Origin of the sequence: Microbulbifer sp. MCCC 1A16149, from assembly GCF_050368945.1 — a bacterium.
Taxonomy (GTDB): domain Bacteria; phylum Pseudomonadota; class Gammaproteobacteria; order Pseudomonadales; family Cellvibrionaceae; genus Microbulbifer.
On the sequence record NZ_CP185959.1, the window covers coordinates 2,930,069 to 2,954,989 of the forward strand.

20 protein-coding genes are annotated in these 24,921 nt (G+C 47.8%); 5 read left to right on the top strand and 15 right to left on the bottom strand.

Annotated elements, in window-relative coordinates; translation table 11 throughout:
• Positions 1-1,362 (bottom strand): uracil-xanthine permease family protein, encoded by a 1,362-nt coding sequence (locus ACONT6_RS12370; RefSeq protein WP_428818801.1) that lies wholly within the window; start codon positions 1,360-1,362, stop codon positions 1-3.
• A gap of 100 nt (positions 1,363-1,462) precedes the next feature.
• On the opposite strand from ACONT6_RS12370, the gene ACONT6_RS12375 reads away from it, so the two are divergent.
• Entirely contained in the window at positions 1,463-1,693 is a 231-nt protein-coding gene (locus tag ACONT6_RS12375) for a DUF4089 domain-containing protein (RefSeq protein ID WP_428818802.1), read from the top strand.
• Positions 1,693-3,108 (top strand): AtzE family amidohydrolase, encoded by a 1,416-nt coding sequence (locus ACONT6_RS12380; protein ID WP_428818803.1) that lies wholly within the window; start codon positions 1,693-1,695, stop codon positions 3,106-3,108. The genes ACONT6_RS12375 and ACONT6_RS12380 overlap by 1 nt, the downstream gene beginning before the upstream one ends.
• Positions 3,109-3,169: 61 nt before the next feature.
• On the opposite strand, the gene ushA is transcribed toward ACONT6_RS12380, so the two are convergent.
• Entirely contained in the window at positions 3,170-4,765 is a 1,596-nt protein-coding gene (gene ushA, locus ACONT6_RS12385; RefSeq protein WP_428818804.1) for a bifunctional UDP-sugar hydrolase/5'-nucleotidase UshA, read from the bottom strand.
• A gap of 135 nt (positions 4,766-4,900) precedes the next feature.
• On the bottom strand, positions 4,901-8,038 hold the full coding sequence (locus tag ACONT6_RS12390; RefSeq protein WP_428818805.1) for a TonB-dependent receptor: 3,138 nt from the start codon (positions 8,036-8,038) through the stop codon (positions 4,901-4,903).
• 474 nt (positions 8,039-8,512) lie between these two features.
• Here ACONT6_RS12390 and ACONT6_RS12395 point away from each other — a divergent pair, with 474 nt between their 5' ends.
• Entirely contained in the window at positions 8,513-9,319 is an 807-nt protein-coding gene (locus tag ACONT6_RS12395) for a S1/P1 nuclease (RefSeq protein ID WP_428818806.1), read from the top strand.
• Positions 9,320-9,591: 272 nt separating this feature from the next.
• Positions 9,592-10,866 (top strand): tyrosine-type recombinase/integrase, encoded by a 1,275-nt coding sequence (locus tag ACONT6_RS12400; RefSeq protein WP_428818807.1) that lies wholly within the window; start codon positions 9,592-9,594, stop codon positions 10,864-10,866.
• A 132-nt stretch (positions 10,867-10,998) separates the two neighbouring features.
• Here ACONT6_RS12400 and ACONT6_RS12405 read toward each other — a convergent pair whose 3' ends face one another.
• The 11 genes from ACONT6_RS12405 to ACONT6_RS12455 form a co-directional block, all read right to left on the bottom strand.
• Positions 10,999-11,553: a hypothetical protein gene (locus ACONT6_RS12405; RefSeq protein WP_428818808.1), complete on the bottom strand. Its 555-nt coding sequence runs from the start codon at positions 11,551-11,553 to the stop codon at positions 10,999-11,001.
• A 3-nt stretch (positions 11,554-11,556) separates the two neighbouring features.
• Positions 11,557-11,904 (bottom strand): hypothetical protein, encoded by a 348-nt coding sequence (locus ACONT6_RS12410; RefSeq protein WP_428818809.1) that lies wholly within the window; start codon positions 11,902-11,904, stop codon positions 11,557-11,559.
• 9 nt (positions 11,905-11,913) lie between these two features.
• The gene (locus tag ACONT6_RS12415; RefSeq protein WP_428818810.1) at positions 11,914-12,690 is read right to left on the bottom strand and encodes a TIGR04255 family protein; all 777 of its coding nucleotides are present in this window, start codon (positions 12,688-12,690) and stop codon (positions 11,914-11,916) included.
• 350 nt (positions 12,691-13,040) lie between these two features.
• Positions 13,041-13,625 carry a hypothetical protein gene (locus ACONT6_RS12420; protein WP_428818811.1) on the bottom strand — a complete coding sequence of 195 codons (585 nt, stop codon included), beginning with the start codon at positions 13,623-13,625 and terminating at the stop codon, positions 13,041-13,043.
• Positions 13,615-14,346, bottom strand: a complete 732-nt coding sequence (locus ACONT6_RS12425; protein WP_428818812.1) for an AHH domain-containing protein — start codon at positions 14,344-14,346, stop codon at positions 13,615-13,617. Before ACONT6_RS12425 ends, ACONT6_RS12420 begins: the two co-directional genes overlap by 11 nt.
• A 257-nt stretch (positions 14,347-14,603) precedes the next feature.
• Positions 14,604-15,173 (bottom strand): hypothetical protein, encoded by a 570-nt coding sequence (locus ACONT6_RS12430; RefSeq protein WP_428818813.1) that lies wholly within the window; start codon positions 15,171-15,173, stop codon positions 14,604-14,606.
• Between the two features lie 114 nt (positions 15,174-15,287).
• A complete protein-coding gene (locus tag ACONT6_RS12435) occupies positions 15,288-15,950 on the bottom strand; it encodes a recombinase family protein (RefSeq protein ID WP_428818814.1) in 663 nt (220 codons plus the stop codon).
• Between the two features lie 1,089 nt (positions 15,951-17,039).
• Positions 17,040-17,423, bottom strand: coding sequence for a hypothetical protein (locus tag ACONT6_RS12440; protein WP_428818815.1), 384 nt, complete (start codon positions 17,421-17,423; stop codon positions 17,040-17,042).
• 613 nt (positions 17,424-18,036) lie between these two features.
• Positions 18,037-19,419, bottom strand: a complete 1,383-nt coding sequence (locus tag ACONT6_RS12445) for a hypothetical protein (protein WP_428818816.1) — start codon at positions 19,417-19,419, stop codon at positions 18,037-18,039.
• 208 nt (positions 19,420-19,627) lie between these two features.
• Positions 19,628-19,846 carry a hypothetical protein gene (locus tag ACONT6_RS12450; RefSeq protein WP_428818817.1) on the bottom strand — a complete coding sequence of 73 codons (219 nt, stop codon included), beginning with the start codon at positions 19,844-19,846 and terminating at the stop codon, positions 19,628-19,630.
• 21 nt (positions 19,847-19,867) lie between these two features.
• The gene (locus tag ACONT6_RS12455; RefSeq protein WP_428818818.1) at positions 19,868-20,398 is read right to left on the bottom strand and encodes a hypothetical protein; all 531 of its coding nucleotides are present in this window, start codon (positions 20,396-20,398) and stop codon (positions 19,868-19,870) included.
• 1,400 nt (positions 20,399-21,798) lie between these two features.
• On the opposite strand from ACONT6_RS12455, the gene ACONT6_RS12460 reads away from it, so the two are divergent.
• Positions 21,799-22,680, top strand: a complete 882-nt coding sequence (locus ACONT6_RS12460) for a DUF2971 domain-containing protein (protein WP_428818819.1) — start codon at positions 21,799-21,801, stop codon at positions 22,678-22,680.
• A gap of 634 nt (positions 22,681-23,314) precedes the next feature.
• Here ACONT6_RS12460 and ACONT6_RS12465 read toward each other — a convergent pair.
• The gene (locus ACONT6_RS12465; RefSeq protein WP_428818820.1) at positions 23,315-24,895 is read right to left on the bottom strand and encodes a glycosyl hydrolase family 18 protein; all 1,581 of its coding nucleotides are present in this window, start codon (positions 24,893-24,895) and stop codon (positions 23,315-23,317) included.
• Positions 24,896-24,921 lie beyond the last annotated feature (26 nt).

The following is a 24,921-nucleotide window of genomic DNA, read 5'->3' on the forward strand; positions in this document are numbered from 1 at the left end:
CTAGACTTCCGAGTTGGTTGCCGCACCGGCCGCGGCGGGCAGTAGACGGCGAGTTGCCTCGATCAACAGCGCAATCACCGCGCCGGTGGAAATGGGAAATTGCAGTAGCGCCGCGAGCCGCGCCGGAAGAAACGGCAGATCCCGGGCCAGCAGCGACACAATAACGCCGCCGGCGACTGCAGCGAGTACCAATGGCCAACTCTTCACGCGGCTGTCGCCGGCATTAACAATGTCGATCCCCGCCAGCAGCACCAGGAAAAACATCAGCAGGGTGGCGCCGTACACCAGTGCAGGAGGAATGGCGATAAACAGTCCCGCTACCAGCGGCGAAGCACCAAGTAGACACAAAAACACTGCCACAAAGCGTCCGATATACGGGCTACACACCCCAGTCAGACGAATAACGCCATTATTCTGGCTAAAGGAAGTATTGGGAAAGCTACCAAACAGGGCGGCAAGAAAAGAATTAAAGGCATCGCCACTCAGGCCACCGCGTACACGCTGCCAATAGTTATCAGACCCCACTTCGATAGAAGACAGGCGGCTGGTGGCGGTCAGGTCGCCCAGGGTCTCTACCGAGGAAATAAAAAATACCGGCAGCAGCACCGCCACGACACCGAAATCCACGGCCAGGGGAAAGTGATTGAAGTCGGGCATAAAGAGCGGATCGAGATCTCCCAATCCTGAGAAATCCACCAGATCAAATAGTAGAGCAATCGTAAAAGCTACCAGAAGACCAATAGTAATACTGGCGATACGCAGATAGCGATTGCGCTGGCGAGATAAAAACAGGGTGACACCGAATACCGCGATCGCCAGCAGTGGCACCAACCAGGGGGCGTCACCGGCCTGCTCAAAAGCCGCGAACTCCCGCCACAAATTTTGCAGTGTGGTGTACACCAAAGTGGCACCAATCAGAATCACCGCAGTACCGGTGACATTGGTTGAAATCAATAAGCGCAAACGCTGTACGAAGCGCGCGCAGATGCCGATAACCAGCGCGCACACTGCGCAACTGCCCAATACGATACCAAGGGCTTGCTGCGGAGCGTGGTTTTCCAGCAGAAGGAAGTAAACAGCCAGTATCGGGCCGATAAAAGTAAAGCTGGTGCCCTGGATACTGAGCAAGCCGGAACCCAGTGGTCCCAGGCGATGAATCTGGATAAACGTGGCAATACCGGAGATAAACAGAGACGCCGAAACCAGATAGGCGGTATCCGCCTCCGCCAGCTGCATTCCGTGAGCGAGGATCAGCGGTGGCGCGATCACCGCGCCAAACACGGCCAGCAGGTGCTGCAAAGCAATCAACAGCGAAGCTGGTAGCGGCGGGCGCGCATCAAAATGGATGGCGATGTGTTTCATGTTTTATCTCTTTTATTAAGTCTTCTGACTAAACGAGAGCAAGAGCCATGCCACGTACTATTTATCGAAGAACAGCATTTCTACGGATAAGGATGACATCATGAGTAATGAAAATAACCTCGATCCACAGGCTTACCTGGAACTGATGCAGTCAACGATGGGTATTCCCATACGCGAGGAATGGAAAGCCGGTGTATGCCTGCACCTGGCCAACGCTGCGCGGATGGCCGATATCGTGGAGGCAGCTGATTTGGACCGGAACACCCTGGAACTGGCAGGTGTGTTCGAACCGGGCAAGGGTCGATGGAACGCGGCCACGGAGGATGCATAGTGAAGGATCCTCTTTTCTCCAGCGCCAGTGAAATCGCCGCTGGTGTCAGCACTGGCCGCTTTACAGCGAGTAAAGTGGTGGAATCTTTTCTCGCGCATATCGCACAGAGAAACCCAACCCTGAATGCCTTTACCGCCGTGCTCGCAGAGCGGGCAACAGCAAAGGCGGCAGATATCGATGCTCAACTGGCACTGGGTAAAAACCCGAGCCCCCTCACCGGAGTACCCTTCGCGGTAAAAAACCTGTTCGATATCCGCGACCTCCCTACCCTCGCCGGTTCGGCGATCAATATCGCCGATACGCCGGCACGGGAGGACGCGCTATTGATCCGCCGTCTGGAAGAACAAGGTGCAATACTGCTTGGCGCGCTGGGAATGGGAGAATACGCCTACGACTTTACCGGAGAGAACGCGCACTATGGTAACTGCGCCAACCCCTGGAATACCGCCCATATGAGTGGAGGCTCGTCCTCCGGTTCCGGCAGTGCGGTGGGCGGCGGCCTGGTGCCGCTGGCCCTGGGATCTGACACCAACGGCTCCATCCGCGTGCCGTCTTCTTTTTGCGGTATTTTTGGCCTCAAGCCCACGTATGGTCGCCTCCCTCGCAGTGGTACCTACCCCTTTAGCGACAGCCTTGATCACCTTGGCCCCATGGCGCGTAGCAGCCACGATCTGGCGCTCGCTTTCGATGCCATGCAGGGCTACAGCAACAGTGACCATGCCTGCGCGGACCGGCCAACAATAAATTCTGCTGAAACATTGAAAAAAGGCGTGGAGGGCCTGCGGATCGCTCGTGCCGCAGGCTATTTTTCCCTGGAGGAATACCCCCAGGCTGCCCGCGCAGTGGACAAGATATGCAGGGCTCTGGATTGCACCGCCCAGATAGAGTTACCGGGTACCCTGGAGGGGCGCTCTGCGGCTTACCTGATTACCAATGTCGAGGGTAGTCGGCTGCATTTGCCGCGGCTGCGCACAAGACCACAGGATTTTGACCCGGACACCCGCGACCGGTTTATCGCCGGTGGCATGCTGCCGGCAACCTGGTATGCCCGGGCACAACAGGTGCGTCACTGGTATGCGGAAAAAGCGCGCGAGGTATTTCGCGATGTGGATATCATCGTCGCCGCGGCAACCCCGTGCGTGGCACCGCGCATGGGCGAGAAAACCCTGACTATCCGCGGCGAGGCACAACCCTTGCGCCCCAATCTGGGTTACTTCACCCAGCCTATCTCCGCCGCCGGTCTGCCAAGTTGCGTGGTACCGACATTAGATGAAGAAAGTGGCTTGCCCATCGGCGTACAGATAATAGCGGCACCCTGGCGAGAGGATCTGTGTTTACGGGTCGCCCATGCGCTGGAAGAACGCGGCTTCGCTGCACTCCAACCGGGCGTCATACAAGAACATTTTACTGACTGAAAAACGAAGAGGCCCCGCTCATTGACGGGGCCTCTTTTCAGCGTCACTCATTTTTTTGAGTTCAAAACTCTGCCGGCGATATGCTCTCACGTCCGGCCAACAATTCCTGTACCGCCGTGAAATCCACTACCCCACTATTTACATAGGTAGGCTTATCCAGCAGAGGCGGATAACCATCGCCTCCTGCGGCAAGGAAACTGTTGGTGGCAAGCCGGTAAACCTTTTCAGGGTTCAGGAGCTGGTTTTCAACACCAACAACAATATCCCCATCGCCGTTAAAAGACATGCCGGAAAACTGTATACCGCGGCGGTTTCCGCCGGACAGCCCAATGGCCTCAAAGTACTGCTGCAACTCCTTGCCATTCAGATCCACATAACCAATGGTGTTGGCAAACGGCATTACCTGCATCAGCGATTTGACGGTAACGTCACCTTCATACAGGTTGTCCCGAATACCACCACTGTTGGTGATAGCAATATCCGCGCGGGAATACTGTATGAAAGCCCGGGTAATCAGGCTCCCCAGCGGGCTCACATTGTAAGGTTCACGTCTGTCGCGGCGATCAAAGGTTTTTTCCGCGCGAGTGATAACTTCGCTCAAAGCCTCACCGCCTTTGTCCTGGAAGCCCTGCAAAAAAGACTGCAACTCCGCATCCGGAGTAATACTGGCTAGAACCGTTTCCGGCTCATCGCCCTTCCCTGCTTTCAGATTGACGGGGATCAACTGGTAGTCCACCAGTTCTACGGAGTCCTTGTCGATAACAAGATCCGCACGCCCGACGTATTTACCCCACTCATGCGCCTGCATGATCCAGGTGTCGTTTTCGAAGTCGGGTTTGCAGGGTGTGCCCGGCTGGTAATCCCTGATCACATCTCCCTCTTTATCCGTGCACACCGGCTGCTGGGAGTGGCCACCCACAATGAGATCAATACCATCTACAGCTTTGGCAAGAGCAACATCGGTGCCAGTGTCATTGATATCGTGCCCCATATGGGTAAGTGCGATGACCACATCGGCTTTGTCCTGGAGCTCGGGCAATAACGTTGCCATTTCCTGTTCCGGCAGAATAAAGTCGAGTCCCTCTACGTGTTCCGGGTTGCCGATATATTCGGTGGACTGGGTAATCAGGCCGACAACTGCGATGCGCTTGCCACCCTTGTCAAAAATTTTGTAGGGCTTGAACAAGCGCTCGCCATCAGCTGCGTAGGTGTTCGCCGACAGAAAGTCGAAACTTGACCACTCCTGCTGTTTTCTGATCACTTCGAGCGGATTGTCAAATTCATGGTTGCCCACGGCCATGGCGTCGTAGCCCATACGGCTCATGCCTTTGAAGTCCGGCTCCGCGTCCTGCATATCCGACTCCGGCACACCGGTATTGACATCGCCGCCGGACAACAAGAGCGTATAGCCACCATCTGCTGTGACTTCCGCACGGATCTGGTCGACCAGGGCCTTGCGCGCGGCCATGCCGTATTCACCATCGCTGTTGTGCCAGAAGCGACCGTGGTTGTCGTTGGTGTGCAGCAGGGTCAGACGGACAGGCTCGTCCATCCGGGCTGCAGGCGTTTCCGGCTGACAGCCGGAAATCAATAGCAGCGCTACCAGCAGAGTTGTGTAAAAACGTATGCCTTGCGAATTTGATTTCTGTTTAGCCATGGTAACTCCGGCATGGTTTGTATGAGTTTTCTTACACGGTTCTTTTGCGGAGCTGACGCTGCGCAAACCCGGGGTATTCATGCAAAAAAAGCCGGCGCAGATACGCCGGCTTGAAACGACTACGGATGCCGAAAATCAGAAATTGTATTTCAGTCCCAGCTTCACTCGCCACGCAGATTGCTCTGTTCGGAAACGGCTGTAGTTGTCGGTATTCAGACCACCGTAGGGCTCGCCGTATACGTATTGCCCCTGGTCATTGACGTCGTAATCAAACAGCCTTTGCTGCGGAAACTCGAGGTCGTAAACCTTGCCCCAGTCGTCGTTCAACAGGTTGGCAAAATTGTCGACGGTGAGATAGACCAGACCGCGGTGGTCCGGCATAAAGCCGGGGACTTCCTGGGTGATCGCCAGGTCCATGGTGGTGACCCAGGGCATATTCTTGGAATACTTGTCGGTAAAACCACCAGCGGACCCGGCGACACCAGCCTGCTCGGCAATCGCCATGATTTCGTCATAGCTGAGACCGTTTTCGAAGTCCACATTGGGATCGTCGGCGCCGGACGGAATGTAAGCCAGATAGACATCGGAATCATCAAAGCTTGGCTGATCACCGAAATCCGCATCCCGGTAGGCGTCCAGGGTATAGGAGAAGGGACGACCGGAACGACGCTCGACAAACAGATTGAAATTGGTGGCGTAGCCCTGAACAAACTCGGTGCGATAGCCCAGGTTCAGTACAAAGCGGTGCTCAATTTCATAGTACGCAGTGCCTTCCAGCGGCTCGCCACGGTTTTCCACCACTTCGTACTGGTAGTTGGATTCCGCAGTGGAGCTGGTGCCCGGGTTAACTTCGGTGATGTCCTGGTGGGTATAGGACAGATTGAAAGACAACCCGTTGTCGAAGGCCTTGTCCAGAGCGGTAGTCCAGATAATGCTGCGGCCACCGTTATCCACATTGGTAAGCTCCAGGTCGTAATTGCCCTCGAACTCGGTGCCGTCATAAATGTTGTCCCAGATAATGCGGTCGCCGACCCGTTTGCCGTTGTCTACACGAGACAGGTCGCGCCAATAGACTGAGTCTTCACGATCTACATAGGTAAGCTCATTGGTCCAGGCGAAATCGGTGCCGAGCCCGGGAATATCGAAGATATAATCCACTCCCAGCTGGTAACGCCAGTCGGACGGCAGCTCGAAATCCGGATCAATGCTGTTGGTACTACCGGCACCCGGTGCCAGGTCATTCATGGCCACCTGGGGAACACTGGTGAAGTCCACAATACTGGGATCGAGATCAGTGAGGTAGGTCGCGTCCTTGGTGGTACCGTCATTGGTGTAGGCGTTGGATACCCATACCAGCGGCATGCCGCCACTGAAACGGCCCACGCCACCACGCAGCGTCAGATCGTCACGCAGATCCCAGGTGAAACCAACCCGTGGCAGCCAGATATCCCGACCGTCGAGGTTTTCGGTATTGGAATAACCGTAGGTTTCCTCAAAATTACTGTTGGCACTGGGCGCGTTATCAATATTCAGGGTCTCGTAGCGCAGGCCCGCAACCAGTTCGAAGTTGGCAAATGGCTCCAGGGTTACGTCGCCGTACAGGGAGTATTTGGTGCTGCTAACGTCATAGGCAATATCCTGAATGTCGTTGGTGTAAGCGTTGCCATACTCCAGGCTGGAAGCGATACGGTTTTCAAAATCGTCAATGCTGTCGAAGCCCCAGGTACCGGCAGAGTCGCGGCCATACAGGTTGTAGTTCCAGGTATCCTCGAGCTCGGCACCGAAGCGATACTGGGCATTGTCAGCGAGATAGGTGCCGTGTACACCGAAATTCCATACCTCATTGGCCAGTACGTTGGCATGACGGTTTTCATCCTGGCCCGCAACGATATTGCCGCTACCGGTACGGATATTGACCTCACCCCAGTTAGAGTTGGTCAGGGAAGCCTGCTCATATTCCTTGTAAGAGAGGTTGACCTCGGTACTGAATACGTCACTCCAGTCGGAGAACAGATGCGAGGTGTAATAGGTGTTGTCCTGAGCCATGGTCCACAGGTTGGAAGACAGGTTCAGGGTACCCTCGTCCTGGGTGTAATTGCGCGCAGAACGAGTTTCCTGGTTACTGTAGCTGAAGTCCGCACGGTGATAATCGTTGATATTCCAGTCCAGTTTGACCAGGAATTTCTCGTCGCTGTCGGGCGATGGTGCGGCGCCCACGGAGTCACTCACACCATAAACGTCTTCCATGATACCCAGTACACGAGACACGTCTTCAGGGGAGACATCGTGGTTTGCCAATGTATCCAGGTTGTAGTCGAACGCGACCTCCTCTTCCCAGCTTTCATAGGAGGAAAAGAAAAACAGCTTGTCCTGGATCAGCGGGCCACTGAAAGTAGCACCGTAGGTTTCTTCTTCATTATCGATGTTGTACTCGGTTACCGAGCCGTCATCGGACAGCTTGTCGTCCTTTGCAGTCCCGGCCCAGGGCACGGACTCAAAGAAAGCACTGCCGTGAAATTCATTGGTACCGGATTTGGTAACAGCATTGATATTACCACCGGAGAAGTTGCCCTTGCGCGCGTCAAACGGAGCGTACTCAATGGATATCTGCTCCACTGCGCCCAGCGAGATCGGCGGACGGGCATTGGGGTAGCCATTGGAGGCCAGACCAAAGGTATCGTTGATACCCACACTATCGATGGTCAGCGAGTTGTACTTGGGGTTCGAGCCAGCGACGCTGAGCTCAACACCATCCGGGCTGACCACAGCCAACGGGTTTGAGCGCACCACATCTTTCAGGTCGCGGTTGAAGGTTGCTGCGTTGGCAATCTGGTCTTCCCCGAATACGCCACTGGATCCACGATTGTTGTAAACCTGCGCATCGGCAACCACCACCACTTCTTCTATCGCGCTCAGCTCGACACCTGACTCACCCAGGCTGATGGGCAGGGTCAGGGCTGATCCCAGACTCAGGTAGATATCATTCAGGACCTCTTCACCCTCTTCCGACTCCACACGAATGGTGTAGGGACCGCCCACGCGCAGGCCATTCAGGCTGAAACGACCGGACTCACTGGAAAGAATTTCACGACGGCTGTTGGAAGGGGTATGAATGGCGATGATTTTGGCATCGTCTACCGGTTGGCCACTGGCACCGGTCACTACACCGCGAATGGCGGTACTGGTTTCTTGCGCTGAAGCGAGGGGCGCCAAGCCCATCGCCGAAATCACCGCGGCAGACAAGAGCCCATGCGGAAAAAGGCTGCGTTTCATGAAGTTCTCCTCATTGTCAGATGGCCTGAAACAACGACCGTCGTTGTAATTGATGCTTATCGTTATCCGTATCCGTCATAACAGGTTGCTGACGGAGGTCGATGCGTTGTGATTCTCAGGGAGAAATATGACACCGACATTAAAATCTCTCGAATGTTGACCAAAAGGACAACATAGGAAAAAACAGCAACTATCGTGCCAAAACCTGTCCAAGTGGTTAGGTTGAAATCACCAACCATAGAGATCGGTTACACGGCCACGGTCAGACGTGAAATCAACATGCTATTTCTCTGAATCGTCAGCCTTACTCCCCTGTTTTCGAGGTCAGGCAGCACCAATTTCGGGCAGTGTGATCAGCGGATAACCGGCGATGCATCAAAAGCGTTCACGCCAAACAAAACCTGTCCTACTGTTCAACTTTCAATAGAGATATGGGTAATATAGAGATTCCAATAACGACAACAGGGGCGCAAAGTGAAGTCCGAGAAACGTATTCTGGCCGGTTTATTCCTCTATCTTTCCCTACTCCTGGTCACCAGCAATGCCCTGGCGTGGGGGGAAAACGGCCACCAGATTGTGGGCGAAATTGCCTGGACCTACCTGCAACCGGAAGTAAAAACTGAAGTAAAAAAGCTGCTGAAAATCGCCGGTGAGCCGGGGCTTGCAGAAGCCAGCACCTGGGCCGACCGCGTTCGCCGTGAGGAGCAATACAAGTGGAGCGCACCTCTGCATTACATCAATCTGCCACACGAGTGGCACGGTTATGTAGAGGCCAGGGACTGCCCGCCCGCCGGCTGCATTGTGAAAGCTCTGGAGAAGTATGAAGAGACCTTAAGCAATCCCAGGGCCACTCAGGACGAGCGCGCACAGGCACTGCTGTTTGTGATCCACTTTGTGGGAGATCTGCACCAGCCGATGCACACGGGGCTTCGGGATGACCGCGGCGGCAATGACATAGAGGTGCGCTTCTTCGGCTTTCCAACCAACCTGCACGCACTCTGGGACGTCTACCTGCCCGCAGGCTTTGTCGAAGACTGGAAAAACTACGCCCATCAGCAGCAGGGCAACATCACTGACATTCAACGCACAGCCTGGCAAAGCAGTGACAAGCTCATCTGGACCGAAGAGTCACACCACCTGGCACACAACAATGCTTACACCGACAAAGCGAATCTCGGAGAAGATTACTACCAGAACAACCGTAAAGTGGTCGAACAGCGCCTGCAGCAGGGCGGCGTAAGGTTGGCTGGTCTGCTCAATCGGGCATTAGGCACCCATTAATAGCAAGCGCGATTGGCCAGCAAACTGCCAGCAAAAAAAATCCCCGCACCGGGACTGCCGGTGCGGGGATTTTTTGTTTCAAAAACAACTTACGGATACGTGTGTCGGCACCACTCAGGGCAGGTTGTGCACATGGCTACCCACGGGTCCGGAGAAAATACCACCGTCGTTCATATCCCAGTTAATTGACCAGGGATTGCACAGGAACACCAGCCTAAAATTTCAATGTTTTCAATAGGTTACAAATTACATGCTTATTGGAGACAACCCAAATGGCACAAAAACCGAGCCGCAAGTTCCCCTATATCCTAAAACGTGGTGGCGGCTATACATTCCGCTATATCTTCCCAACCCATGTACAGACTGCCTTACCCCACTTACCGAAGGAGCTAAGGCGCACCCTACGCACTGATAGCTATTCTGAGGCTGTTTGTCTGGTCAGTGGAGTAATCCCCATCATTCAACAGATCAAGCGCTGTAGAGAACGTCAGGCACTCCACCAGCTTTGCACAGCTTTAACAGAAGTAGGCTTCTATACCACTACCCAGGTTAACCGGAGTAGTACAACGACCAGTATCAGCCAAACAACCCCAATAGCCAGCACCACACCGCTACTATCCAAGGCGTGGGAAGACTTCACACAGTGGAAGAGCTGGAAACCCAAAGCCGCGTCTGCATTTGAAAATATGTTTGCTGACCTATTGTTTTTCCTTGGTGATCGATTCGTAGACACCATCTCAAAGAAGGATATTAAAGACACCTTACATAAAATCTCATTGCTTCCAAAACGTAACTTTAAGAAGTATCGAGATAAACCGATACAGCAACTTTCAAAACTGAACACTCCCATAGAAGAGCGAATTTCGGGTAAAACGGTGAAAGGATATTTGGCGCTTTGTCAGAGCCTGTTCAGCACCTACTTGGTGAATGAAGTTGAATTACTTTCTATTTCCCCAACAGATGGCATCAAGTGGAAGTATGAAAATCAGCGCTATGCATGCATGTCTGACACTGAAATTAGAGACACCCTGAAGGCGGCGGAAAGCAAACCTGAGTGGTTCAAATGGTTTTTCAGAATAGCCGCCTACTCTGGTGCACGAAGATCTGAAATAGCCAGCCTGACAAACGAAGATTTTAAGATAGATTCAGATTCAGGAAGACATTACTTTGTCATTAGTGAGGGTAAAACCAAGGCTGCTACCCGGTGCGTCCCAGTACACCCAGAACTGATTGCCTATGGACTGCTGGACTGGGTCAGTTCAAGAGCTGATCAGCTATTCCCAATACCAGCTCTACACCCTTTCAGAGCTACAGACATTTTCCGAAGAATGGTAAAGAACAAGGAGAATGACATAGGAGAGCGAATCACGCTTCACTCAGTGAGACACACATTTATCACTAAAGCCCGCTCTGCTGGGATAGCTGACACTTTGATACAACAAGTAGTCGGCCACGAGAAGAAAGGAGCTGGTATCACTGATCGTTATACGCACACATTCCCCATTAGCTCAGTAGCTACTGTGGTGGATGCAATCAAGTACGATTAGGTAACATACAGTTACATGGAGGTAATACTGCCACCCCGAAAGGAAAATATAAGTTTCACGTAAAGTGCAGTTAAATATAGGGAGATCTACACAGTCGAAAGCTACATAAAGGTTTGAAGGCGGGAATCATCATTAGTCGTCAAATCGACCGTCATCTCTAGCCAAAAAACGCACTAAGCATGAATGAAGCAAAATCCAACTATGAATAGTCATTGAAGCAACAATGTCAGCATGCTTCACAAGGCCGGTTTTTCGAATAGTCACCATCTTTGTAAAGTCAGCAAAGCACAGCGAACCATCAACATCTTGTTCCCATGGAGGAAGGTAAAATTGTCGGCTGTAAGCGTAGGTTAAATAAGACTGCCTATCCTGTACCGTCACATCTTCGCCACCCAAAAAAACAATTGGTACGATCTGAGTGGTATCCACTTGCTCAATATTTCGATCAATATCACAAGTATTGCCCACTACCATCCAGTACTCAAACTCCCCCAAGATTCCCGCTTGGCCATCATCCCAAATTAGAGGGACGGCAGATTGCAACCTAATAATATCGCCTTGATATGGAAGCCCCTCAGGCCGAACACGGTAAAAGTTTTTATACACTTCGGCGCTATTTGAGAGTTTAGCGATAGTAACTTTCAGGTCTTCAGCATCATAAACTGGAGGCCACCGCTCACCCGCCATAAGCTATACGCGCCGCGTGAGCCGTTTTACTGGCATTTTTGAATATGCTTCCGACATCAAAGAACTAACATGCTCATCTAACTCTCTATCGATGGGCAGCATGGCTTTCCCGATATTCCGCAAATATTCTGTAGAATTGGAAACAAGCTTTTCAACTGGAGAGGCAGAGTAAGAAGCTCCTGTTGCAAATGCTCTATTAGGCACAGGAAAAACAGTGCCCCCCACACCTGTAGATTTGTGATCGACAAAACGAATAATTACTTCGTTTCGAGGAGTTTCAACCTGGCAAGTATATGCTCCAGTAGCAGCTGCTATACCGGAAAGCGCGAGTGTTGTAATTGAAGTGCTCACAGTAACCCCTTAACTGTCCATCCATAGTTTTAATTTTTCAGCCATAACTTTATCAAAAAGACAATAAATATCTTGAGTGAAAGACTCTATTGTTTTTTCAATTCCAGTTAGCTCGATATTTTCTTCTGAGTGTAAATAGCGATCTAAGTCAAAACGAAAGCAATCGCTAGCACCTTGCTGATTTTGTGTTAGTCCGAACCTTAAAGTCATCTCCCCATCACCATTCGCAAGGTTGGACCGAATTTCAGTCAAAAAATTAGTGTTAGATAAATCATCAATTTCGTGAGGCATACTCAAAAATTCCCCAGAAACGAGACTCCCCCACTCAAGTTGCTGATTCAAATCTGAAGATATTCGCTCTTTATCAATATTGTTGACGTAACGGACACCCAAGCGAAAGGCACTCACTTCCCCAAAAACCTCTGTTAAAGCATTCATGCCTATAGAAAACTGTTCGATTAAAGCGTGACGGTCTTTATGGTCACTACTATTAACTCTTAATATTTGCTGATTAAGCGTTATCGAGTTCCTTCCCTTCACATCCGAAAATTCATATTCAATTTCATCTTGAACACTAAAATTCCCAAGCGGGTCAATGGAAACGCCTCTAACATTGTTCTGCTTAAACTTGGGAAATGTTTTTCGGACCAAATCTTGAAACATCGCGATATCTGCCTGCTGGCGTCCGATTCGCGTGATTGGATGAAACCTCAGCTCAATATGAGTAGATGCAAGAGGGTTTCGTCCATAAATTTTGGGGGAAACATTTTCGAACTGCCAAGTCATGGATAGATATCTCAATCCTGAGAAATAGAATTTTAGGACGAATTGCGCACGAATCTTACAGTAGCGAACCAATCCTTACTATCTAGTAGTAGCTAAATTTTGACCTGACACCATATATTTGGTTCAAAAGTGCACAAATACAGCCACCAATAGGTCAAAAAGCAGCCAAAACATGGGCAACTTTGACCGCTAGGTCACATTTTGAAGGCTTACGACCTAGCATGCAGCTCAAAAAATCAGCAGCTGGAGCGGTCGATTAGTCCGCCTTCGTATAGATACCTTTCTACCTTAACTTAGCGAATACTTTACTTGTAGCACTTTCGACGTGCTAGCCCGGATACATGAGCTTATTATCGCCACCCAGCGCTAGCTAAATCTTCCTCAAACACCAATCCTTCTAAGTCATACTCTTCATACAACTCTTTAAATTTTTCATTACAAAATGGAGCTTGATAAAACTCGTACTCGGATTTAAATAAAAGTTTTTCATCCACATCATTTCTATCGAACTCGAGATTGTTGACTGTCATAGGTTCACCGAATTCATCGTTTTCACGAGAGCTACTCTCGGTATCAACCTCCCCCTCTTCCATGATATGGAACAAGTAGAAATCATGCCCCTCTACCTCAATAGGCAAGAACTCCCCAAAGGGTTCTAACATGAGCTTAAAGAGGGCATATGCTTGACCAGAGAACACCAAGCCTGCACCTTTCCATACAGAAACATCAGGTATCTTAACTGCCTGGGTACCATTCATAGGCCCAAAGGATGAGCTAACTTTTCCCCACTCGCTAGCTATAGGTGAGCTATTAGAACTGGTGAGCCTCTTGATCTTACGCAAAAGGTCTTCCCTACCCAGCTGTTCTACTATTTGAATAGTATCAAGCTGCAACACTTGAAACGTTTCATAGTCATTTCTTAGTTTAAAAACCATTATATTTGGGTTTCCAATTAGCATCTTTCTTTTGAACAATTTCGGGCGGGTGCGTACCTTCTCTGAGCTGCCGTTTGATCACAGACAACCTGTTCATGAATGCGTTTTTCTTAAGTGTGTCTGGTAGCGCACCAACAATCCAGTGCTCGTAGTTCCAACAATGTAACTCTTTATGTACAGGTGCTTTAGGAGTTGCCCAGTGATGCCGGCTATCCTTATTGTCGGGAAGATAGATACCATTTAGAGGATCGTTAATCCCAACACCATGTTCGTGTAAAGAGAGGCGCACATCTAGGATTGCCGCCTGAATCCACCGGCCTTTTCCTGGAATAATATGATGGGCAACATGAGCGGGGCTCGGTTTTGGTTCATCAGCTGCGGCCATATTCTTTTCAAGCTTTCTAGTTGGGTGATGCTTTTCTTTGGCCAGTGCCATTTCAGACTTTCCAGCCGCTTCTGCCCTGTATGCATCGAGTTCAGCCTGAAGACCAGCCATTGACTTTAAACGAATACGCTCTTTCTTTAGATGTAACCGGGTGGCCTCCCACTCCGCCTCACGCTGTTTCCGTGACTTCTCTGACTCGTTTTTACGAGCACTATCTGCACGAGACTTGTGGTACGAGTGTGCCAGTTTTTCATATTCGTAAACTGCCATCTCGAATGGTGTGGCATATTTTGGTGGAGCTTCTGGGGCTCTTGGCTGCTCGAAACGCTCTCCCATTGCAATCTATCCATGATTAGTGAAAATTCACGGAATCTTACAGGGGCTAAACAAAGGGATCAAAAAAATCTCTAGTTGGTACGATTTCACCAACAGCAAATTCTTAATCTAACAACGTTTAAAACCTATATTTCCTATCTCAAAAAACATCAAGTACATTTCAGTTCTTAAAAAGTACAATAAGGAAATACAAAAATTCAAATCATATCAATTACATTTTTTGGTAAAGATACTGTCGTTTTGTTATGACACCCCTTTTACAAAAAGCTAGTGGATAGCCCCAACCTTTGCAACAGCTCGACCTGCTTACCAAAATATGTATCGAGCTGAATGATGTCTGGATTTTCTTTCACTCCGTAGTAAATCGAGACTGGCTCCGAAAACTCCCCATCAGAATTTTTCGGGTCTGTCAAAATGGCAAGAGCAAATGCATTTACCATAGCGTATGAGACGATGAATTTTCCCTTCTTGGAAACGCCCAGAGCCGCGCCAGAATCAAACACCAAGTGTTTCTCGAAACCGTCGCCATGAAGTAGCGAACTCCGAATTAGTTTATAGAAAACTTGTGATAGCGGATAGTTAGTACCGCGAATGCTGTACATAAATGATATTGCCTGCACGTTCGGCATGCAGAGACGCATAATGAAACCTTCATTATCACCAATAAATTTCTTGATCCTCTGCCCAACTTTTCCATTTTTTGCAAGATGCGGATACTTTTCTTTGGATAGCGCATCAACCGCAATAGAAATATGTTGCAACGCCTCCTCTAGATCATCATCGATTGAACGAAACGCACGAAATAAACTTCTATTAATTTTGTTCATGGATTAATTTCCGGTGTAGAGGTACTTAACCACCTGGCGCCGATTAAAGTCACAGGATTTATGTTTTTAAAATATCATATACTTAATTGGCTTATAAGCTTTCTTATACTTTTCTTATTCGGTAAGACTAAGCCTATCCAACACTCGCTTAACAGTCATTGCCCTAAATTCATTACCTCTCGCCGTACGTAAACCAGCGTTGTTGAGAGTGTCAGCCATCTCCTGAAGTGAGTGCTTTCCAAGCATCGGTTTCAGTATACCGGAGAGCTTCTGTGCTGCTTCCTGGGCGTGTTTCTGTCTCTTGATATTGGCCTCAGTGGTTGTAACGTTTGGTCGTCCCAGCTTAACCCCACGAGCCCTTGCTACCGATAGAGCGGCCTTAGTACGGGTGGAGATGAAATCCCTCTCCTGTTCAGCCAGAGCTGCATATATATGGAGCTGGAATTTATCTGCGTGCGGCATCTGAGCAACTTTAAACTCTAGCTTTTTATCATCGAGTAATGTTGCGATAAACGAGACTTTCCGGCTCAAACGATCAAGCTTAGAAACCAACAGAATAGCCTTCTCAGCCTTTGCCATCTTAATTGCGCGGTTTAGCTCAGCTCTATCACTGTTCGATCCAGATTCAATGTCTGTGAACTCCTGAAGCACCTTATACGGCTGACCACTGTAGTTATCCAAGAATAATTGAATATCTCTTTGCTGTGCCTCCAGCCCCAGACCACTATCACCTTGACGTTTAGTGCTAACTCGGTAGTAAACGACGTACTGAATCAATGCCTTGCCCCTTCCTTGTTGCTATGAGCCAAATCATAACATTTCGAAACGGACATTTTCACAAATATTGAAAACCAATTGCGTATGAAAACAGGCAACAACAGGTGTAGATCAGCTTCACTAATAGACACGCCTATATCCCCGCCACCCTAGCGCCACGTTACTCTCACGGCCATTGACCACGCATCCCCCTGATCCATTTCACCTGTTATTTCATAGGGCGTTGTTGCTGTAAGCGCCTATTTTTGTGGGCTTCATGAATTCGCGGTGATTTTTTAACATGGAGGGCTGTACTCGAAAGACCAATCTGTTAAGCCACACGCCAATGATGTCGGCGCGCTACCACTATTCCGGGTCTATATTTGAGCCACATTAACAACTTATGGTCGCTACAAGTGAGAGCAATCAACTTCTATACTCTTACCGTCTTTCTCCTGACACTTAGCTCTTTAAACACTGTGTTGGCATCTGATTTTCTACCGGCCTGGTCTAGATGGCAGCTTTCGCCTAATGGTGCAGGTTGCGATCTATTAAAGACATACCATTTCTTAGAAAATACAGAACCAAAAAATGATCATATATTTTCAACAATTAGCTTTCTATTCAGAGGATATGTACCGTCGGGCCCTAACAGCGGAACTAGCGAATCTGGGAGCATCCAAATTGGTATACATCTTCAATCACGGGACAACAGTAAGACAAAGCCTGAGATAATTGATAACGCTGTAATTCAGGGATACAAAGTTAAGAGAAACGAACATTCCGACTCAAATACTATTTTTTTCTGGATGAACTCTGAAGAATCTCAGGAAGTATTCAATGAATTTTATGAAGGAGAAAACATTCAGATCACACTGAATTACAGCGACGGAAATACTCAAGAGTTCAGCATATACAAGAGCGAAGGGCATATTAATAGAGTTTGGGGCGAGATGCTCAAGACGTGTATGAAATTTCACAGAAAGTAATTTTTGAATGCGGAACCTTCTGATTTTTCCTACCCTCGATCACTCAAAATTGGCTATCTATCCGCAGTGTTTACAAGAGGTTTAGAGGCAGTTGGACACTAGCCCAGTAGGTAGATATGGTTCAGCTAAGTTGGACACTATTTCTAAGGTTAATTGCAGTAGATTTAGACACACCAAACAACTGTTCTGCCTTCCTTGCACTACTACCATCTTGGATCATATAGGCAATCACTCGATCTTTAGTTTCATCGTCAATCTGTCTACCTTTCTTCTTGTTCGATTCCAAGCGTCTGGCCTTGTCTTGATCCTGCTTCAACACGATAAACATTAATTGTGTGTGCTTCTCTGGATCATCTAAGAGAGAGTAGACAGAATCAATGATTGACTCTGATTTGAGTTCTACAAGCTTTGTGCTGTCATTTTCCATTGTCTTAGGCTTGCCGTAGACGACAGTTATAGGGGTTAGAGACGTCTTGTTGAAGGCGAGGTATGCTTTTTCATTCACTTATAATTTTCTCCTTAATTTTGATTATTTTGCTTTCTTTAACTTTCATCTTCTCTGCAATCCAAGCCACTGGATAACCACTCTCAAGCAACCTACAGATGGCGGCGTATTTCGATCTATGCATACTTATCCTTTTTATTAATTTAAATAACTGACCAGCAATGAACACAACCAGCTCAGCAGATAACCGCATCAATAGGATCGACAGGATAGGATTGTGAAAGATACTGATCGCTACTGAGGTGGGCACATCTGGATGCAATGGGCCTACTTATTATTTTTATAATGAAAGGTTGGTTTTATTAAGTATTCCCCAAAGTACTACATAGGCATTTCCCTTGCCTCTCCTATAGGAATACTCACTTAGGATCACTTATTTACTGAATTTATTAAGAATAGATAGTAGATATCTTAAGAAAACAGGCAGGAACCAAAAAAAGTACTACATAGGGGTTCTCTCTCTCCCTCCCTATATAAATACTATCTATTACTATATTGTCTGAATGTATCTGTATCCGTTGGATACCATAGCCAGTACAGAAAAAGCTTATCTTGCGAATAGATCACGTAGGATCATTCACTTGGTCAGATTCAAAAGTACTATATACGTCGGTCACTGAACCTTAAGCACTTGGTCAGAGGTGAAGCTACTACCTAGCTCGTCATTGATGGCCTGAGTGGCTACCTCTATCAGCTCTTGCTTGTACTGCTCTCCGATAATGAAGCTATCGTGTACAGTCAGCACAGGCTCAGACTTACTACTGAAGTATTCGATAACCCGAAGAAGAATATTGCTCTCATGGAGATTGGCATTCTTCCAGCTACCACGACCGAAATACTTAGAAATCACCTTGTGGCTTTCCATCATCGATAAAATTATTTCATCCAGCGTAATTTTATAATCTTTCTCAAGATGCCGCCGCCATTCCTTAAGGCTTACCATTTCTTCTTCTTTGATTCTGTCTTTATCCAGGAATGATTGCTTGATCTTGGATATCAGTGCATCTACATCCACAGCACCACCATAGATAGGAGCTTCAATAGACAGTAGAAGTAGCATAATCCGCTTGCACAGCGAGCGATTAATCTCATTGATATAGGAATTGTCGCCTCTACCCTTTGGGAGAATCTCGCAACTATAAATATCCTCTGGGAGATCAGCACCAACCAAACCATAAAAAATAGTACTCTGTGTGGATCGAATGTCCACCTCACAGGTTGGACTACCATTGATGGTTATCGTGTCTCTCAAGGAAGACTGCATGCTCATCCAGCAAGCGCCTTGTAGCCTACCGTCATAGATCATTTCTTTGGTGTGGAACAATCGAAACAGAGTTTTATCTGCATCTGATATAGGATTTCCGTCTACGCGAATATCAGAGTCATACAGTCCATTTTGGTATTGCCTAAGAGTGTCACCACCTACTGTCTTTGCAACCTCCTCAGAGGCAGCTATACGCCTACCTTTAGGATCTTTGTAAAACACCATCTGACTGTTATCAATATCAACACAATCAACTGAAATAAAACTAAATGATTTATAGCCCGATGATGTGAATCTGATTTTTGTGCTGTAACCCTTACATCCCTTCTTAACCTCAATGAGGCCGCTCATTTCAAGTTGAAAAACAATATTTTCAATAATTTTTCTGCCACCAACAAGGAACTGCTCACCCTTCTGAATCAGGATAGATAGGCAGCGACTATCACTATGCACTCTATAAACATGATGCAAGTTCAGAATCAATGACTCGTATGTTTCGAGCCATTTTTTTGATCTACCTTTGATAACTCCAGGAATTACCAAAGAATCATTGCCCTTGTATGTGAGTGGGAGAATCGAAATCGCATTATTATTGTTGTACCACCAGTCTTGGCAAGCCAGACGCTTTTCATGCTTGAAGCTACGTTGGCCTAACTTTTGTTTCTTCTGGGGAAGTACTACGGTATCGCTGGTAAGGTTATTATCGTTCTGAGGTGTGGTCGTTTTGGTCAAATTGTTCCCCTTGCGTACTTTGTGATTTGATGTGAGATTTCAGAATTTGATTGAAAAATTGGCTGGTAGCCATTTCGAGATTGTCCAGTTGTTTGTTCATGTAAGGTATTAGGCTTTTCTCAATGTAAATGTTTAGTTTCTGTACTTCGGCTCTATTCGAGTCCATGTTTTTTCCCTTTTTTGGAAAGGAGGCGCTATTGCCCCTCCCTCAGCTACTGCACATTCGATCGAGGTAAACAGCAATTTTCTCATTACGAGATTGCTTCCGAGACTTTTCTAATTTTGATGTACGTAACTGATCAACTTCGCTCCTTAGATGTCGAATCTCAGCGAGAAGAGACTCCTCCTCTGAGTTTCCAGCATCTGTACCAGCCTCTAGCCTTTGGGCTTTATCAAGGTGTTGAGCGATTTTCTCTTTGTTAGCCATATAGTGTGCTCTCCCTGTTAGTTATTGTTGTGCGCCAAACCGTTTGGAATCCAACTTCTCTACGTAAGATGAGACATCAATAAACAGCTCCATCTCTTTCAGTTTAGCCTCCTCTTCTTTAGTGATAATTTCCCGAATGCTCTCAAGGTCCATACGCAAATAGTTAACGGCCTGAATGAGAAATTTTTCAATCACTCCTTTATCAACTGTTTTAATCAAGATCCTTTGCTGTTGTGGCTGGTGTTGGTGCTCTACAACGATCTTGTTTTCATCTTCCAGGATGGCTTTCAGGGAAATTTCCTCGCCGCTGTCCTTGTATGTGCTGACCTCATGGAGGAATCCACCACGGCAATTGATGGCCGGAATACTCTGAATACGAGAGAGCTGAATTGGTTTAGCGAACTGTAGAAGCACATCATGACCAGCCATCAAGCTGTTATATAGCGATAGACGAAGAGACTTAATAAAACCACTATCATCTTCATGTGTCGCCATATGATCACGGTATTCTTTCAGTGCGTGATATTCAGACTTTCTATTTTGTGTTTGCATATTTAATTTTCCTTTTAAAAATTTATTTCCTTTAAATGACTAAACCTCAGCTGGTAAAGGAAATAAAAACCCAGCTGAGGCTATACCCCACAATTGGTTGTTTGGAGTTAAGAATAAAAATGGGGCCAAATAGACCCCTAAGGGAGCAATCAATGCTCCATCCTATGATGATAAATAGCCCACCATCCCTCACCATCCAGCAGAGAGATGGCACTGCTTTGCAACTCAGTGAATTAAGCGAGAATAAAAATTATGGTGTTACCAGCGGGCGCAATTCTGGTTAACTATTTGTGTAACAATGAAGAAGTGAAATACAGAGCTTATTTTTATAGCTGAAAATATACGCCTTCCATTAAGCTCAGCATCAAGGAAACGTTCGTATAATTCCCTTCTCAGGTAGAGCCGCTCGCGAATATAGGAATCTATGGTATTGCTACTAAGATACATCCGGCAGGGTTACTGGTGGAAGCTTCAAGATCTCCTTCTAATCTTTCATTTACAGTGGATTCGAAATTCAGTGATTCACACAATAAGATTCCTACTCATCAATTTAGAATAAATAAGTTAAATGGATTTTTTAAGTAGGTATTAAGAAATGTGGGGCTATATTGTTTTTGATTATCTCTATATTTTTTGATGCCCTTTCGCGTAAGCAAACCGCGAGAGCGGCCCATGGGGCATCAAAAAATATAGAGATAATCAAAAACGCTGGAATATCTTTATATTATACACGGACTTGGCGCCCAGGTCAATAGACCTAACATAGAAAGTTGACCAATATCAAGGAGTTTAAGGGGTAAAATTACACTTCTTTACAGGTAGATCAAAATTTGAACACCTCATACCCAATCCGCACAACTTTCTTTAGTTCATTCATGTGTAATCGGGTGTGATCGACACGCAACCACTAAGTAATTAGCATTTGGCTGTCCGTCATGAATCGCGGGCAAATTGCAAAATCCTTTTATGGGCTGCCATTGGTGGCCCTTTTTTATGTAACATCCACCTAGTTAATATCGCAAAAGGATATGTCGAATGCTCGCAAGGATGTTTTTGAGGCTGTTTAAGTACCCGCTCGCTCTACTACTTACCTCCGTCGTGACGATGTACGTCTTAGGAACCTATATCCCCTCCCAGCTAAGTGGAAGCAGGATGTTTACGAAAGTAGCAGAGATATCGTTATCTGCGGCACCCTGGATTGGAGCGTTATTTCTGCTTGGTGCTACCGTACTTTTCTGGTTGGGCTTCGCCAGATTGTGGATGTGGAAAAATGGTAATGCAGCATGCTGCTCACAATGCGGAGGTATGGTTGACCAAAAATCAGGTAGATATGGGGCCTACTTACATTGCTTGGCATGTGGTAAGAATGAGAGTAATTGACTGAATATTGCGGAGTATTCGTGAGATTGATTTATCACTATACAGATGCATCGGCCCTAAAAGGTATTCTCGAGAATGATGCTCTTTGGCTTTCAGACCAAAGGTTTATGAACGATCCTTCCGAATTCCATCATGCCATTGATGGATTTATTAGGCACCTTGAAAAGAAATTACATAACGAAATTGCAAAAGATCGCATAAAGTCACGAATCAAACGCGGCGCACAGACACAAATGGAAAACCGCACGTTTCTGACATCATTTTCCAGTGGAGATTTACTGAGCCAATGGCGCGGCTACTGCCCTAGTGAAGGCGGGTATGCAATTGGGTTCAATAAAGAAAAACTAAGCAGTTTTTTGAAATCTAAAGCATTCAGCTTGAAGAATTCGGAGGGAAAGTCTTTTTCACACTTCGATATATTGAACTGCATGTACGATGAAAATGAAAAACAAGCGAACTACAACTACTTAATAGACTGTAGTATACCGGCTACTGCATTCATTCCACCTAAAGGTGATCAATTAGATAGGCGATTAGATAAAATTTTAGCTGACTATCATTTTCGTCACTTAACGGCCACTCATAAAGATAGCAGCTATCGCGAAGAGTCTGAAGTCAGGATTCTTTACTCGAAGCCCGGCCCTGATATTGAGCGGGAATATCGGGAACAGCTTGACGCTGCCATTCTACCGACAGAGTTTAGAGAAAAGAACAATTATCTATTACCGTATGTTAGGTTAACTGGTGTATTGGAGTGTATAGAAGAAATTATCGTAGGCCCGAGTGCAGATCAAGAACGAGCCCATAATGGATTAAATGATTTTTTAAAGCTTCAAAGCCACGATAAACCACACCTTTTAGAGGTTACACTTAGACTATCAACAATACCTTACCGCAATTAGTAACTTTTCTATTCCCGACGAAATTAACTTTAACGGTCCCGACAGTTAAGTGATAACTGCCCTCTTAGCCAACCAATCATGATCTCGCTTTAAAGCACGATACGAACCAATTGTATCCTCTATGTTTTTTCTCAAATTTCTATCTACAGGCACTTGAAGCCGACTGTTATAGAAGTTTCCGTGATTTAGCGATCTCACTTCGTAGTAAGAGATGCCAGCATTTGGTTTGATCCGGCGTATCTCAATTGGCTCTCCGTCAATCTGTATCAAACGCGGTTTGGTAGCCTTGCCCCTGGACTGTTCAACGGCCCGCTTTAGGGCTTCCCGTAAACCAATAGCAACTGGATAGACATAGCTAATGCAGCAGCCTATCAGGGGGCATAGGATGTACTGAGAGCCTTCGCGGCTGGCAATGAACTTCAATCCATCGAATTTGAATCTGTGGTCTGACACTAGTGACACCCGAATACTGTATATAAAAACAGTATATTTTATTCAAGGCTCGGCTAGGTACAAGACTCGGCACAAAATTTGACACAAAAAGAAAAAGGGGCATCATTGCTGACACCCCCATTGAAAACATTGAGGACTAGTAACTTTTTAAAAAATCCTTATTTATCAGTTACTTAGTCTTTCAGGGCAGGTTGTGCACATGGCTACCCACGGGTCCGGAGAAAATACCACCGTCGTTCATATCCCAGTTAATTGACCAGGTCATTACGCCGTTGAATGTCGGGTAGGCCTGTGATGGCGTCAGGGTGTCACAATTCAGCTGCTGGGTAAGGCAATCCAGCGCGCGGTTGATATCCGCGGTGGTGGCAAAGCCACTACCCGCTGAACTGGGCCCTGATGGCAGTGCCAGCCCTACCTGATCCGGGCGCAGTCCCTCAAAGAAGCCTGCATCGCCGTAGCCCAGGGGGAAACCTTCAATCAGCATCAGCGCGGAAGACACCATCATATCCACAGAGCCTGCCGGGTAAGCCGGTCCGCGATAGGGTGTGGCGAGGCCGCCGTTGTTGTACAGCTGTACGTGCAACAGATCGAGTTCATCGCGCAACTGATCGATCATCGGCAGATAGGCGCCCCAGATACCGGTATAGGACACATAGCCACCCTGTACATAGGGATGTTCCGGAGCCATGGACAAGTACATGCCGGGATAACGCTGCTTCAGTTGTTTTACTGCATCCACCATATTCTGGATGACCGGTGCACCGTGCATCACACCCGCGCCGGACTCCAGATCGATGTCGATACCGTCAAATCCGTACTCGTCGATCATCGCCGCGGTACTGTTGACGAAGTTGGTCACGTTCTCCTCGGTGTTCAGGGTAACGGTCCCCTTTTCACCACCGTAAGAAGCGATCACGATTTTGCCCGCGGCGCGCTTGGCTGCGATGTCATCTATGAACTGCTGCTTGTCGAGCCCCGGATCCAGATTGAACGCGATATTGCCGTTACCCGCATCGTCCACAAACGCCACTACGATCACATCCCACACATCGGATACTTCACTGATGCGGTACAGACCGGAGCCGTTGTCGAAGTTATGCCAGTAACCCACCAGCGCATGCTTCGGCAACAGGCCGCTATTGCCACCCGATGAAGAGCCGCCGGACGAGCTGGACGAGCCGGAGCTACCGGAAGACGAACTGGAACCGCCACTGGACGAACTGCTGGAAGAAGAACTGCCACAGTCTCCTACCTGGCTCCAGGCATCTCCCCAGTGCGCACCGACACCCGGCTCATACGCCCAGGCGGCCTCGGAAGAACACCAGCCGGCGATATTGCACTGGAATTCCAGCCCCACATTCTGCACCAGCTGGCCCGCCGTATAGCTGGTACCCGCGACATACTGCACAGAAGTACAGGAGCCGCCGCCGGAGCCACCGCTTGAGCTTGAGGAAGATGAGGAACTGGAGGAAGAACTTGAAGACGAGCTGGAAGAACTAGAGGAACTAGAGGACGAACCTGACGATGAACCGCCGTCACAGGCGCCCTCGTATTTCCAGTGCGCCCAGGTACCGGAGTGGGTTACCGGATCATTGTTCTGCGTCCAGTAATTTGCGGTATACGCATTGCCCAGGTGCTTGACCGAGTTACCACCCACATAGATGGCGCTGGCTTCCCAGTCCGGACGCGCGGAGCAGTCTACCGCTGCGGCTTCGAACGAGAATAGCCCGAGCGCAAGCAGACCAAGTAATTGCCTTTTCATATCTATTTCCCGATTTTATTTGGAAG

Excerpts from the sequence above, each read along its gene's own strand:
- ACONT6_RS12370 (WP_428818801.1), bottom strand. The coding sequence starts at position 1,362 with ATGAAACACATCGCCATCCATTTTGATGCGCGCCCGCCGCTACCAGCT.
- ACONT6_RS12375 (WP_428818802.1), top strand. The coding sequence starts at position 1,463 with ATGAGTAATGAAAATAACCTCGATCCACAGGCTTACCTGGAACTGATG.
- ushA (WP_428818804.1), bottom strand. The coding sequence starts at position 4,765 with ATGGCTAAACAGAAATCAAATTCGCAAGGCATACGTTTTTACACAACT.
- ACONT6_RS12390 (WP_428818805.1), bottom strand. The coding sequence starts at position 8,038 with ATGAAACGCAGCCTTTTTCCGCATGGGCTCTTGTCTGCCGCGGTGATT.
- ACONT6_RS12400 (WP_428818807.1), top strand. The coding sequence starts at position 9,592 with ATGGCACAAAAACCGAGCCGCAAGTTCCCCTATATCCTAAAACGTGGT.
- ACONT6_RS12405 (WP_428818808.1), bottom strand. The coding sequence starts at position 11,553 with ATGGCGGGTGAGCGGTGGCCTCCAGTTTATGATGCTGAAGACCTGAAA.
- ACONT6_RS12415 (WP_428818810.1), bottom strand. The coding sequence starts at position 12,690 with ATGACTTGGCAGTTCGAAAATGTTTCCCCCAAAATTTATGGACGAAAC.
- ACONT6_RS12420 (WP_428818811.1), bottom strand. The coding sequence starts at position 13,625 with ATGGTTTTTAAACTAAGAAATGACTATGAAACGTTTCAAGTGTTGCAG.
- ACONT6_RS12425 (WP_428818812.1), bottom strand. The coding sequence starts at position 14,346 with ATGGGAGAGCGTTTCGAGCAGCCAAGAGCCCCAGAAGCTCCACCAAAA.
- ACONT6_RS12430 (WP_428818813.1), bottom strand. The coding sequence starts at position 15,173 with ATGAACAAAATTAATAGAAGTTTATTTCGTGCGTTTCGTTCAATCGAT.
- ACONT6_RS12450 (WP_428818817.1), bottom strand. The coding sequence starts at position 19,846 with ATGGCTAACAAAGAGAAAATCGCTCAACACCTTGATAAAGCCCAAAGG.
- ACONT6_RS12455 (WP_428818818.1), bottom strand. The coding sequence starts at position 20,398 with ATGCAAACACAAAATAGAAAGTCTGAATATCACGCACTGAAAGAATAC.
- ACONT6_RS12465 (WP_428818820.1), bottom strand. The coding sequence starts at position 24,895 with ATGAAAAGGCAATTACTTGGTCTGCTTGCGCTCGGGCTATTCTCGTTC.